Source organism: Leptothoe sp. LEGE 181152, assembly GCF_032906605.1.
GTDB lineage: Bacteria > Cyanobacteriota > Cyanobacteriia > Phormidesmidales > Phormidesmidaceae > Leptothoe > Leptothoe turfae.
In genome coordinates this window covers 655,114-668,930 of record NZ_JASATU010000017.1, presented here as the reverse complement: position 1 = coordinate 668,930, position 13,817 = coordinate 655,114, and the positions used below count along the sequence as shown (strand labels likewise).

10 protein-coding genes and 1 tRNA gene are annotated in these 13,817 nt (G+C 45.5%); 4 read left to right on the top strand and 7 right to left on the bottom strand.

Annotated elements, in window-relative coordinates:
• Positions 1-145: 145 nt before the first annotated feature.
• Both QGP82_RS11045 and QGP82_RS11040 read right to left on the bottom strand, forming a co-directional pair.
• A complete protein-coding gene (locus QGP82_RS11045) occupies positions 146-1,351 on the bottom strand; it encodes an acetate/propionate family kinase (RefSeq protein ID WP_499059052.1) in 1,206 nt (401 codons plus the stop codon).
• Positions 1,348-3,765, bottom strand: coding sequence for a phosphoketolase family protein (locus QGP82_RS11040; protein WP_499059050.1), 2,418 nt, complete (start codon positions 3,763-3,765; stop codon positions 1,348-1,350). Before QGP82_RS11040 ends, QGP82_RS11045 begins: the two co-directional genes overlap by 4 nt.
• Before the next feature lie 698 nt (positions 3,766-4,463).
• Between QGP82_RS11040 and QGP82_RS11035 the strand changes: the two genes are divergently transcribed.
• From QGP82_RS11035 to QGP82_RS11025, 3 genes are all read left to right on the top strand, one after another.
• The gene (locus QGP82_RS11035; RefSeq protein ID WP_163671127.1) at positions 4,464-5,459 is read left to right on the top strand and encodes a 2-hydroxyacid dehydrogenase; all 996 of its coding nucleotides are present in this window, start codon (positions 4,464-4,466) and stop codon (positions 5,457-5,459) included.
• A 171-nt stretch (positions 5,460-5,630) separates the two neighbouring features.
• Positions 5,631-7,058 carry a pyruvate kinase gene (pyk, locus tag QGP82_RS11030; RefSeq protein ID WP_163671128.1) on the top strand — a complete coding sequence of 476 codons (1,428 nt, stop codon included), beginning with the start codon at positions 5,631-5,633 and terminating at the stop codon, positions 7,056-7,058.
• Between the two features lie 218 nt (positions 7,059-7,276).
• The gene (locus QGP82_RS11025) at positions 7,277-7,711 is read left to right on the top strand and encodes a VOC family protein (protein ID WP_163700619.1); all 435 of its coding nucleotides are present in this window, start codon (positions 7,277-7,279) and stop codon (positions 7,709-7,711) included.
• Here QGP82_RS11025 and QGP82_RS11020 read toward each other — a convergent pair.
• Together QGP82_RS11020 and QGP82_RS11015 are read right to left on the bottom strand one after the other, a co-directional pair.
• Complete coding sequence (locus tag QGP82_RS11020; protein WP_163700621.1) at positions 7,701-8,297, bottom strand: alpha/beta fold hydrolase; 597 nt, start codon at positions 8,295-8,297, stop codon at positions 7,701-7,703. The genes QGP82_RS11025 and QGP82_RS11020 overlap by 11 nt on opposite strands.
• Positions 8,287-8,580, bottom strand: a complete 294-nt coding sequence (locus tag QGP82_RS11015) for a DUF3493 domain-containing protein (protein WP_163671131.1) — start codon at positions 8,578-8,580, stop codon at positions 8,287-8,289. Before QGP82_RS11015 ends, QGP82_RS11020 begins: the two co-directional genes overlap by 11 nt.
• Positions 8,581-8,789: 209 nt before the next feature.
• Between QGP82_RS11015 and QGP82_RS11010 the strand changes: the two genes are divergently transcribed.
• A tRNA-Thr gene (locus QGP82_RS11010) sits at positions 8,790-8,861 on the top strand.
• A 238-nt stretch (positions 8,862-9,099) separates the two neighbouring features.
• Here the strand turns inward: QGP82_RS11010 and QGP82_RS11005 are convergent.
• The 3 genes from QGP82_RS11005 to QGP82_RS10995 form a co-directional block, all read right to left on the bottom strand.
• Positions 9,100-9,840, bottom strand: coding sequence for a thioesterase II family protein (locus tag QGP82_RS11005; protein ID WP_499059046.1), 741 nt, complete (start codon positions 9,838-9,840; stop codon positions 9,100-9,102).
• 39 nt (positions 9,841-9,879) lie between these two features.
• A complete protein-coding gene (locus QGP82_RS11000; protein WP_499059044.1) occupies positions 9,880-12,267 on the bottom strand; it encodes a non-ribosomal peptide synthetase in 2,388 nt (795 codons plus the stop codon).
• Positions 12,268-12,596: 329 nt separating this feature from the next.
• The gene (locus QGP82_RS10995; protein WP_250564653.1) at positions 12,597-13,751 is read right to left on the bottom strand and encodes an acyl-CoA dehydrogenase family protein; all 1,155 of its coding nucleotides are present in this window, start codon (positions 13,749-13,751) and stop codon (positions 12,597-12,599) included.
• Positions 13,752-13,817: the final 66 nt, after the last annotated feature.

The window sequence follows — 13,817 nt, the reverse complement described above, 5'->3', positions numbered from 1 at the left end:
TGCATAGGACAACTTCAGATTGACAGGCGCGCACAATAATGAAGACCCAGGTTGGGGTTGTCGATGGGTGGATGAGTGATGGGGGAATGGGGTGACTATTTCAGCGCAAGCGCCTAACTTGCCAGTCAAGGCCTAAACCGTTAATCTATGGCTTCTCTTGTTTCAAACAGTGCCAACAATCTTGGGCAATGGTCCAATCCTCTTGGGTGTGAATTACTAAAACACGCACCTTAGAATCAGTAGTGGCAATATCCTGATCGACAGGAGCCTTTTCATTTTTACTAGGATCTAGTGTCAGTCCTAAAAAATCCATCGCCCCACAGGCATCAGCTCTAATCGAGGCATCATGCTCACCAATGCCAGCTGTAAAAACAATAGCATCTACACCGCCTAAACTCATGAGCATTGAACCAAAACAGGCCTTAAGACGATGGAGATAAACATCTCGGGCCAGTTGCGCATGGGAGTCTCCAGCAGCAATTGCCTGTCTAATGTGTCGTAAATCATGGGATATCCCAGAAATACCTTTAAGCCCTGACTCTTTATTAAGCATGTGGTCCAGCTCATCCGCGCCATAGCCTTGTCGCATCAGGTAAATCAAAATGCCGGGATCAACCGCCCCAGAACGGGTACCCATCATCAAACCATCCAGGGGAGTAAAGCCCATGGTGGTATCAATGCTGTGGCCATGGCGAACAGCCGAAAGAGAACCCCCATTGCCTAGATGACAAATAATCAGCCGTAAATCATCATTTCCTAACAGCTGGGCAGCTCGCTGACTACAATATTGATGGCTGATGCCATGAAACCCATAGCGACGGATGCCCTGGTCTACCCAGCCATAAGGGCCTGGATAAATCGCTGCTACATCTGGCATCTGGCTATGGAAGGCCGTATCAAATACAGCTACTTGGGGGACTGCCAGTAACTCCTCCATAAGCTCAATGCCTTCGAGATTGGCCGGATTATGGTTGGGGGCCAGCTGTTTTAGACAATCAATTTCTGCTTTTACTTCAGACGTAACAACGGTGCTAGCTTGGTAGGTCTGACCACCGTGCACAACTCGATGGCCAACCACATCAACCTCTTCCAGGTGCTTGAGAACCTGCGTTGTCCCCTGGCAAAGAGAACCCAGCACCTGAGAGAGAATTTCTCGCCGAGACGTTATGGCCAGTTTCTGTTCTAAAGCCTCACCAGCTTCAGTCTTAACCTCGATCACAGCCTGTTTGGGATACCAATCAATTTGGGCCTCCCAAACAGGTGTAGGAGTATTCTCAGGCAGAGTCTCACCTAGGTCATACAAACAGAGCTTATGACTACTAGAACCGGCGTTGAGAACCAGGATCTTCATGTTGTGTAGGGCCACTTCCATTGAACAATTTCATCTTGGTCCTTACCATGCTCATGGGCATAGGCTAGGGATGCAATGATCTTGTTCTTCATCCGCTCTTTTGCATGGGCTGCAGCCGATCCCAGCTTCGGTACGCGGTTAATCACATCAATCACCAAGTTAAACCGGTCCACCTGGTTATTGATCGCCAGCTCCAGCGGTGTGTTGATATTTCCTTCCTCTTTATAGCCCCGTACATGGATACGTTCTTGCTTAGAACGACGGTATACCAGCTTATGGATCAGCCAGGGATAGCCATGGAAGTTAAAGATCACGGGTTTATCGGGGGTGAATAGGGAGTTGAAATCCCAATCCGATAGACCGTGGGGATGTTCTCCTTCGGACACTAGCCTAAACAGATCCACCACATTGACAAAGCGAATCTTCAGTTCAGGAAACTCTTCTCGCAAAATAGCGGTTGCCGCTAGCGCTTCCATGGTGGGAATATCACCGCAGCTGGCCATTACCACATCAGGTTCATCAGGCTCAGTTCCGCAGTCATCATTGCTAGCCCAATCCCAGATGCCGATGCCCTTAGTGCAATGGGCAATGGCCTCATCCATGGGCAAATACTGCAAATGCTTTTGCTTATCTGAAATGATGACATTGATGTAATCCGTACTGCGGAAGCAGTGATCAGCCACCGACAATAAGCAGTTGGCATCCGGTGGGAAATACAGTCTGACCACATCAGGACTTTTATTGGTCACCAGATCGATATAGCCGGGATCCTGATGGCTAAAGCCGTTATGATCCTGTCGCCAAACCAAGGACGACAACAGAATATTGAGGGACGATACCGACCGTCGCCAGGGCACATGGTTACGACAAATATCTAACCACTTGGCATGTTGATTAAACATGGAATCTACCACATGGGCAAAGGCCTCATAGGTATGGAAAAGGCCATGGCGTCCGGTCAGCAGGTAAGACTCTAGCCAACCCTGCAGCGTATGCTCGCTGAGCATTTCCATCACCCGACCATCGCGGGACAGCTCAGTTCCCCCCTCATCCTCCGGGTAGATATCTGCCATCCAAACCTTTTTGGTGACCTGATAGACATCTTGTAACCGGTTTGATGCGGTTTCATCGGGCCCCATCAATCGGAAGTTATTGGGGTTATCCCGCATGATGTCGCGCATCAAAAAGCCCAGCACTTTAGTGTTTTCAAACTCCTCAGTGCCATGGTGTTCCATCTGAATGGCATAATCACGGAAATCAGGAATTTTTAGGGCCTTACGCAGTAAACCACCGTTAGCATGAGGGTTAGATCCCATGCGGCGACCACCGCTTGGTGCTAACGCCTTAAGTTCAGAGATCAGCGCTCCGTTTTCATCAAATAGCTCTTCAGGTTTATAGCTGCGCATCCATTCTTCTAATCGGCGCAGGTGATCAGGGTTGTCATGCATGCCTCCCATGGGCACCTGGTGAGAACGCCAGAAGTCCTCAACTTTTTTGCCATCAACTTCAGCAGGACCGGTCCATCCCTTGGGGGTGCGTAGCACAATCATGGGCCACCGAGGTCGCTCAATTTTGCCGGATACCCGTGCCTCTCGCTGAACTTCTTTGATTTTCAGCACACATTCTTCCATCACCGAGGCCATCCGCTGATGCATCTCAGCGGGATCTTTCCCTTCCACAAAGTAGGGGGTATAACCATAGCCCCGGAACAAGCATTCCAGCTCTTCATGGGAGATACGGGCCAGAATGGTGGGATTGGCAATCTTGTATCCGTTCAAGTTCAAGATGGGGAGCACAGCGCCATCCCTGGCTGGGTTAATAAATTTATTAGAATGCCAGGCGGTTGCCAGGGGGCCGGTCTCCGCTTCCCCATCACCCACTACACAGGTAACAATCAGATCTGGATTATCCAGCACCGCACCGTAGGCATGGGAGACGCTATAGCCTAGCTCACCCCCTTCATGGATTGATCCCGGCGTTTCTGGAGTGACATGGCTGCCGATATACCCAGGGAACGAAAACTGTTTAAAGAATCGGCCCATGCCTTCAACATCTTCGCCCTTATCTGGGTAGATTTCGGAATAGGTACCTTCCAAGTAAACAGGCCCCAACACACCCGGCGCGCCATGGCCAGGACCGGCCACAAAGATCATGTCCAGATCGTATTTCTTAATCAGCCGGTTGCAATGCACATACGTAAAACTCAGGGCTGGAGATGCTCCCCAATGACCGAGCAAGCGATGCTTAACATGCTCAGGCTGAAGAGGTTTCTTGAGCAATGGGTTGCTACGCAGGTAGATCATGCCCACAGCAAGATAATTACAGGCTCGCCAGTAGGCATCCATGAGACGTAATTCATCTTCCGTAGGCGCAGACAATGGGGAAAAGTTTGGTTGAATGGGAGTTTGAACCATAGTTAATAGTTCCCTCTAACAAAAATCACAGGTTTTTAACTGAAGATACGGTGACAGACTCTTTTTAAGAATTCTCTTAGAGTCACAAATAAGTAGCCTGAAAGGAGTCTTTAACGCAAAGTCTATCTAAGAAGAGTTCTTCATTTACGATGCATGCACCATTGTAGGTTCCAAATTAGAATTGTGCAGATAAGAGGTACAACAAAGTCAACTCTTAATACTTTTAACTTCTTTGCTAGCAACAGCGATTTAACAACTTGCAACTGGCTGCTAAGACCAGTTTAAGCACATGATAAGCGCTATTTAAGTATTTGATAACGTTGCTCTTTCATGACAACATCCCCAGTATCTAGCTACAGTTTCCCATAACCAAATTCTATTTTTTGTCTTTGATAATGAACCATGAGTCTTAGGATTCTTTTAAGATTCCTGGTAAACAGCTGATGAACTTAGAATCCTATTCTCTGTAATTTTCTACTGTGCTAAATATCACTATTTAAACAGTTCATGGTGGAGAGATTTGAAGCTTGCGAAATAATCACATCTGACCAATTTCATTGACCAAGTTCTATAGTTTTATATGAAACACTTAGATAGATACAAGGGATTGTTTTCTAAGAACAATAAAGATTGTATTCAATGCAGACGATTGAACTAGCACTATTTATGATTGTGGCGTCAGGAGGCTGAGACCAACGATGAGAACAGCGTTTTTCAACACTAAGCTCTACGATAAACATTCATTTATTGAGATTAATGAAGATTATAACCATGAGCTCACGTTTTTTGAGCCCCGCCTGACACCCAAAACAGCATCGCTAGCCGCTGGTTTTCCAGCGGTGTGTGTCTTTATTAATGATGAATTGGACGAGGACACGCTGCGTGCGATCGCAGCCACAGGCACCAAACTCATTGCCCTGCGCTGTGCTGGATTTAACAACATCAACCTCAGTGTGGCAGAAGAGCTAGGCATCACAGTCATGCGTGTGCCCGCCTATTCACCCTATGCCGTGGCAGAGCATGCTGTTGGACTGATTATGGCCCTTAATCGTAAACTTTACCGCGCTTACAATCGTGTGCGGGATGATAACTTTTCGTTAGATGGCTTACTGGGCTTTGATCTCCATGGCAAAACCATTGGCATTGTAGGAACAGGTAAAATTGGCCAATGTTTTGCCCAGATTATGAATGGATTTGGCTGTAAGCTCTTAGCCTACGATGTACGGGTCAATCCAGCTTGTGCAGATATCGGTGTGGACTATGTAGAGCTGCCCATATTGCTGACCCGCTCCGACATAATTTCTCTCCACTGCCCATTGTTACCATCCACACACCACTTAATAAACGCTGAATCTATACAGCATTTTAAGCCAGGCTCAATGCTCATCAATACTAGTCGTGGTGGGTTAATTGATACCAACGCCGTGATTGAAGCCATTAAATCAGGGCGGGTAGGGTACTTTGGTATTGATGTTTACGAACGCGAAGGCAGTCTGTTTTTCGAAGACCTGTCTGACACCGTTATCCAGGATGATACCTTTCAGCTGTTGCAGTCTTTTCCTAACGTAGTCATTACAGCCCATCAGGCCTTTTTCACCAAAGAAGCCTTGCGCAACATTGCTCAAGTCACCCTGGCTAACATCAGTGATGTGGAAGCAGGACGGACCAATTCCAACGCAGTGAAGCTCACCTAACATTAACAATCTCTTAACGCCCTCTTGTTAGATTAAATTTCAGCAAACTCACCTAACATTAATAATCTCTTAATGCCCTCTTGTTAGATTAACCTCAGCATTAGTATAGGTTTGACCTATAGTGCTGAGTAAGCATTGGATTTCTCTCTAGCAGTCCTTAAAATACTCTTTATGAAGCCACTTATTCATCGCACTAAAATTGTGGCCACCATGGGTCCTGCCAGTCGGTCTCCAGAGGTGATCAAACAGCTCATGCTCGCCGGCATGAATGTAGCCCGGTTAAATTTTTCCCACGGCACCTATGAAGATCATGCTGAGCAGATTCGTCAACTGCGGGCGGTTTCCGATGAGTTAGAAATGCCCCTGACGCTTTTACAAGATTTACAAGGTCCTAAAATTCGAGTGGGCCAGTTGCCCAACGGCGAGCTAGAACTCCAGCCAGGAAAGAAAATTACCTTTGTGCCCGTATCTGAGGAATCCCCCCAGACAGATGCGATCGCCATTGACTATCCACATCTAGCCGAAGAGGCTACTCCAGGGACTCAAATTTTGTTAGATGACGGGTTGTTGGAAGTACGGGTAGAAACGGTTCAAGGGAATGTAGTACAGTGCAGTGTCATTACCGGTGGCATCCTTAAAAGCCGTAAAGGTGTAAATCTCCCTAGCCTTAATCTGCGGCTACCCTCCTTAACTGAAAAAGATAAGGAAGATTTAGCCTTTGGCATAGAACAAGAGGTGGATATTGTTTCCCTAAGTTTTGTGCGGAGCCCAGAGGATATCAAAAACCTCAAAGCTTTTTTGGCAGCCAAAGCGGTTAATATTCCAGTATTAGCTAAATTAGAAAAACCTCAGGCCATTCAAAACCTGGAAGCAATTATCGATGAATGTGACGCCATCATGGTGGCACGGGGAGATCTCGGTGTAGAAATGAGACCGGAGAAAGTTCCCCTCATTCAAAAACGAATTATTCGCCTATGTAATCGCAGAGGCATTCCCGTCATTACAGCGACCCAGATGTTGGATAGCATGACCCATAGCCCTCGGCCAACCCGTGCCGAAGCTAGCGATGTTGCTAACGCGATCATGGATGGCACCGATGCAGTGATGTTATCAGGAGAGTCTGCTGTTGGTAATTATCCCGTGGAAGCTGTGAAAATGCTGGCGCGGATTGCCACTGATGTGGAACCTGAGATCGATTATCCTAACTTTCCACCCCAAAAGATTGATGCTCCTGCAGCCATTAGTGAAGCTCTTAATGCCATTGATCATGTTTTAGATCTCCAGTGTATTGTTGGTTTTACAGAGACGGGATATACCGCTCGCTTAGCAGCTGCGGAACGTCCCAAAGCTACCGTCGTGGCTTTAACCGCGAATCCTAAGGTTTATCGACAGCTAAACCTTGTATGGGGAGTCCGTCCTGTTTTGTTAGAACAGTTAGACGGTTCTCTTGAAACACTGTTTGAACAAGTTGAAACCTGTTTGTTAGAGAAACACTTTGCAGCCCCTGGAGATCGCATTTTGCTTCTAGGGGGTCTACCGATTAAGGTTTCTGGCTCCACTAACTTTCTCAAAATTCATACTATTGGGTCGGGTGATTAAGGGGACGGCACAAAAATAAAGACCCAGGTTGGGGCTGTCGATGGGTGGATGAGTGATGGGATAATGGGGTGATTATTTAAGCGCAAGCGCTGAAGAAGTTGTGCCCAGATAGACCTGAGCTAATGCCAGACTGCCCTTAGCTCAGGCCTAGATTTCGAGTTCTGAACCCGTTATCAGCCCATGTTTCTATAATAGAAACGTGTTTCACTTATGTAGCTATGGCAAATCTTTTCCACCTAGCATTCCCTGTTAGCAACATTCTCGACACCAAGCGATTTTATGTGGACGGTCTTGGCTGTCAGCCGGGTCGTGAATCTCCCAGTGCGTTAATTATGAACTTTCAGGGCCATCAGCTAGTGGCCCACGTTACCCGAGATCAGCTATCTGACCAAGGAAGTATCTATCCCCGGCACTTTGGCCTAGTTTTCGATACTGAGGCTGACTGGGAAGCTTTAGCAGAACGGGCTAAAGTCCAAAACCTCCCCTTTTACCAACAGCCAAAGTGTCGCTTTAGGGGGACTCCTTTAGAGCACCGCACATTCTTCCTCGAAGATCCATTTCATAATCTGTTGGAATTTAAATACTATTGTCATCCAAGTGCCATCTTTGGTGAGAGTCATCATGCTCAAGTAGGCGAAGTTGCTATGGCTTAATCTTTAGCCCTTGGGCAATGGCCGCTAAACCCCGTTCGTCCCACACCATGCCATCGTGGGTCAGTACGGGTAGTCGTTGGCTTTCACCAATCGGCAAACAACAGTGGTGTGCAGGCAGAACCAACAGATCATAGGCTGTCCATAGCCACAGCGGTCGACAGGTGACTAGCTGTTCCATATCTTGATTTAGCTCCGTTAGAAAGGCACTGCCTGGACGCATTTGTACACATCCTATATTCCACCGAAACCAGGCAAGGGCTGAACCATAGTGAGGCACTGCCACACCAACAAATCGCTGCACTCGCTGCAAACCACCCAAACGCTGTAGGTAGTAACGGCTAGCCAAGCCACCCATGCTAAACCCCACCAGGGAAAATGGTTGCCGCTCTCCCAGGGATGCCCTGATAAAATCATCGAGCTGCTTCGCTTGTTGCTCTATACCGATATCACCGTTATTGGGTTTTATGCTAATGGCATAGACATGCCAACCTTGATTTTCTAAATATGGACGCAACCGTCCAAAAATATTAACGGTATTCCAGAGACCATGGACCAGCACAACCGCTGGTTTGTGATTATGCGTCACGCTTGCCCCGACCCTCTAGCCAAAACAAAAACACAACGATGCCGATGACGCCCATCTGTACAGCTAGATTAGGCAAGGCCGTCTCTACATCCTTACCGGCCATCAGCTGAGTCAAAAATACAAATGCCCCCAACAGCCCGGACGCCCCCACAGCACCATAGATAACCTTACGCATTCCTTTGAAAGGTGACTGCGTCTCCTGAACCAGGCGCTCAAACCGTTCCTGGCTCATGCCTGGTGGTTTGGTGGGGGTGCGATCGCTAGAGCCAGACTTTTTTGCCATGGAGCCTTTATTTAGAGGGGATAAGTACCATTTTTTCAAACTATGTCCCATCTAGCACAGGGGGGCCTGGATTTTTGGAAGATGGACTACGATGATCCCCATAGCAATTGCCTCTCAGGCTCTATCATTCCCCATTGATGAATTTCTGAATTTCTGATGCACCCTGGATGCAGTACCATGATCTACTAGCTAGACTTAGCATTCAACATGCCAACGTGGCTCAGTGGTAGAGCACTCGATTCGTAATCGAGCGGTCGCGGGTTCAAATCCCGCCGTTGGCTTTTAGGCAGCGCAAGCGATACAGATTTTCTGGCAAGGGGTTCAGCGATCGCAATCCGAAAATAACCAAAAATACGTTGGACATTTTTGGGCACTTCTTAGCACTTTTAGACCCTAGATTGAGATAAAAACGGTTGGTATCGGAACATCCGTTTGAGGGCGTGTATATGGACTTTAACTTACGCTCTCTCAGCTCTGTCTTGATTTTGGGGGGCACTACAACTTGCAAGAAGTGTGATTTTATAGGGTTTGGATGAGCTCAGTGAGTTTGGCTAATAATCTCTGGGGAAACATGGGGTGATTGGTAAAAAAGTGATCACCAGGAACGGCCTCTAACGTAAATATGTTCGTGTGTTGTTGCCAAGCGGCCACATCAGTATGATTTGCTATCTCATCTTGTTCTCCCCAAAAACAGGTAATTGGGCAAGCAAGCTGAGCCTTTGGTTGGTATTGATAGGTTTCAAGAAGCGAAAAATCTGCCTTCAACATAGGAAGCATCAATTCCATTAGTTCTGGATTTTTCAAAACGCTCTCAGGTGTGCCATTGTACCCTTGTAGTTCAAGAATAAAATCATCGCTAGACAAGTTATGAATTGATTCTCTATCGGGTGGTAAGTGAGGAGCGCGAGCTGCAGCTGCCCAAAGATGACGCGGAGTAAGCTGAACTGTCTGTTGTGACCATCGAGAAAACTCAAATGCAATCCGTGCCCCCAGGCTATGGCCAAAACAGGCAAACGGAACATCTAAAAAAGGTACTAATTCAGGGCCAAGAGTTTGCAACAGTGAAATAATATCGGTGTAGGGAGTCTCAAACAAGCGTTTTCCGCGTCCAGGTAGTTCAACGGCACACACCTCGACTGTTGATGGTAACAACTCAGGCCAGTCATGAAACACCCTAGCTGAGCCGCCTGCATGGGGAAAGCATAGCAACCTTAATTTAGGAGATGGTTTTGGCTGGGGACAAACGATCCATTTACCCATAGTGCAAAATCTATCGTAATTGTATGCAAAGTTTATAATTTAGCCTGATAAGGCACGACGATCTACTTTGCCATTGGCTGTTAACGGTAACGCGTCCAAAAATTTGAAGTATGATGGCACCATATATGTAGGCAATTTCTGATTTAGAAAATTGCGTAGCTCTTCAATGGCAGGAGAGTACCCCTGGCGAGGAATGACATGGGCTGTGAGCGATTGTTGACTTTGTTGAGTGGTAGTGACGGTCACTAAGGCATTTTTGACCGCTGGATGCTTTGCTAGTGTGGATTCGATTTCTCCGGCTTCAATGCGATAACCCCTCAATTTAATTTGAAAATCAGCTCTACCCAGAAACTCAATATTTCCATCTGGTAAATAGCGGCCTAAATCACCAGTTCGATAAATCTGCTCACCAGTTCGGGGATGTGCAATAAAATTAGCTGCTGTTTTTTCAGGGTTGCGCCAGTAACCCTTGGCTAACTGTACACCAGCACAATACATTTGCCCTGGCACCCACACGGGGCAATCTTCCAGATTATTATTCAAAATATAATATTTTGAATTGGCCATAGGCTTTCCATAGGGAATACTTTTCCAATTGGGATCAATATCCTGGATAAGATAACCAATATTCCAAATTGTGGTTTCAGTAGGGCCGCCAATACTCAGAATATTTAAATCTGGAGATAATGCTTTTAATCGACTGGCAAGAGAAACTGGCAGCCAGTCTCCACCTAAGATAGCTAGACGCAAACTCTGTGGCAATTTTTCAGATTTAATGTCGAGATAATTGACCAACATTTCCATCATGGCAGGTACTGAATTCCACAGGGTTACCCGTTCTTTGGTGAGTAAATCCAGCCAATGTCGAGCAAATTTAGCAGCAGCAGCGTCTGGCATCACAATTGTTCCGCCAGCTGATAACGGACCGAAGATATCATAAACCGATAGATCATGATTGAGGGCGGTGAGCGCTAATATCCGATCTTTAGAACTGACTTGAAATCGTTGGTTAGTATGGATGACTACATTGACCACATTTCGATGGGTAATCATGACACCTTTAGGTAAGCCTGTAGACCCAGACGTGTAGATAACATAGGCAAGATCATCAGGGCCTGGGAGAGATAGCAACTGATGCTCAGTGTTTGGGAACAAATGGATTAGATCAACTGCAAATCGTTGAATGGTTGCTGGCCAAACTACCTTTTCTTCTAACCATGATTGCGTTAATGCAATATTGACACCACTATTTTCCAGCAGATATTGAAATCGTTCCGAAGGTAAGTCAGGATCAATGGGTACGTAAGCAGCGCCAGCAGCTAAAATACCAAGTACTCCAACAATCTGTTCCCAGCCTTTCTCCATAACGATGGCTACGGTATGATCAGAGCAGATACCTAACAATTGATTTAAATAATGACCAACTTGATTGGCACGACGGTATAGAAGGTCGTAAGTAATTGATTGCTTTGAAGTGATAATGGCAATCTGTTGAGGGTTTTGTTTAGCCTGATGCACAAACAAACTATAGAGTGTCTCTTCAGGTAGCGGAGCGGTCGTTAGGTTGGCGGTAACTCTCTGGCTAAGTTGAGCTGCAGGAATCATTGAGCGATTAGTTTCCTGCCACGCAGCTTCCTCATGGGCTAATCGTTGCAGAAATGAACAGTAAGATGTCAATATATCCTGCACCATGTTCGGAAGAAAAAAGTCCGTATCAGCATATAGATTAACTGTCAGTGTTCCATTCTTTTCAAGATGCCGACATTCTAGGCGGACGGGCGCTATTGAAGTGGAGTTATTATTAATAACATTTTCGATATTGGAGACGTCTTCTATGTTGTCTGGCTCAATGACAAAAGAAATAGCTAATATAGATTCTAATTTCTCTAATATCTCCTTAGGTAATAATTTTAACTGCGTAAACGGGGCTACTAATCGATGTTGCAGATCTGATCTTAACTTTGTTGCGATATGTTTAACTCTAGCTTCGAAAGAATCTGGTTGCAAATAATTGATGTCTAACAAGGTGTTAAAAATCTTCTTTTGATTTGGTTGTTTAACGGCATCCTCTTCCGAATTGAGAGTTGTAGATCTCGTTTCAACCAGATTAATTGTAAAGTAAGCGCTTTTACTCCAGGTTGCTAGTACTTCTGTGTAAACTGCTAATAGAACGTCGCCTGGTGATGTATTGGCCTTTAAGGCCTGTTGCTTCAAATGTGCCCAAGTTTTGGCATCGATTTGTTGACTATACTGCGCTAGTTTGATGTCACCTTTATTAAAGGTCTGGGCTAAAGGTAATTCTGGAGTAGGGGGCAGAAGTTCAATAGATTTTTGGCAAAATTCCATCCATTTTTCTTTAGCCTGATGAACATTATTATCAAACTTCTTACTAATAGAGATTGAAGTGAATAGTTTGTCTGTACTCATTCTTTTGAGTTTCTCCCTCTGTCTCCCTCACAGAAACTAAATAAAGCATCGACTATTATCCTCAAAAAGAGCTGATACACAGCATCATTAGCAAAGTTTTTTGAGCTAATGATGCTGCTCAATAATTTGCTCTGTAAAACTGCAAACTCGTTTTCCGTAAGCACTGATTTGAGCACTGTTAGAGCGTGGAATCAAAAGCTTGCGGTGATTTTCATGGATCAAACCCACCTACTTGAAAAACTAGCTGCCTCTCTCCATAGAGGAGTATATACATGATTTAAGCAGCCAGAAAATGAAAAACAAAAAACAAGTTCTGAGAAGATGAAGATCTACACGCCTGAGAGGGTAGAGATAATATTGCGATGAATTTCAGATGTACCTGCATAGATGGTACCTGCTATAGAATCTCGAAAATATCTTTCTAGTTCGTAATCGGTCACATAGCCTCTAGCACCATGGATCTGGATAGCATCCTGACAGGTTTTCATGAAACCTTCGCTGATAAAAACTTTAGAAATTGAAGATTCTAAAAAGGCTTGTTTTCCTTCTTTTTTCAACCATCCTATTTTATACAATATAAGCTTTGCCAGCTCCAATCTCATCTTCATCTCGGCAATTTTATTGGATACACCCTGAAAAGAGCCAATGGGCTGGCCAAACTGCTTACGCTTTTTAGCATAGCTAACACATTGCTCGAAAATCCTTTCCATGGTCCCCACCTGACTGGCAAACAAGAAACTTCGTTCCCAGCTAATGGTGGATTGAAAAATATTGTGTCCCCGGCCTTCTTTGCCTAAACGATGGTTAACGGGCACTTTACAGTCCTTGAAAACGAGTTCTCCCATGGGTGCTGTCCGCAATCCCGATTTTTCCCACTCTTTTTCGATGGTCAATCCAGGCAAATCTTTGTGAATAATAAAGGCAGAAATTCCTTGTTGAGCACCTACCTCTAAATTAGTACGGGCGAATGTAATATAAACGTCGGCAACAGGGGCATTGCTAATAAATGTCTTGGTGCCATTGAGAATGTAGTAATCCCCATGGGGGATAGCCTCAGTTTGCATCTCAAAAGCAGCAGATCCTGAGTTTGGTTCGGTGATGGCATGTCCTCCCATCGATGTGCCCTGGCAAAGGGCTGGCAAATACTGTTGTTTTTGAGCTTCAGTACCAAAATTGGCAATTGAAACAGCACAACTCCAGAGATGGTTGTTAATGGCAAAGACTAGACCATTGTCTTTGCATCCATAGCCCAAACCTTCCAAACCTAATATGGTGGTTAATGGATCCAGACCTTGTCCACCATATTCTTTGGAAATTGGCCATCCTAAAATGCCAAAATCTGCACATTTTTGCCAGCCTGCTTGATTAAAGTGACTGCGTCTATCGTTTTCAATTAAGTCTGCATTTAATTCTTGTTGAGCAAATGTGACGATGGAGCGATAAAAGGAAAGTTGTTCTAGATCCCAGTCGAAACTGATACTCATGTGGGTACCTCTATTGATTGAACTTTTTAAAAATCGAGATTGTCCTCTCGACGGCTACATTGCTTG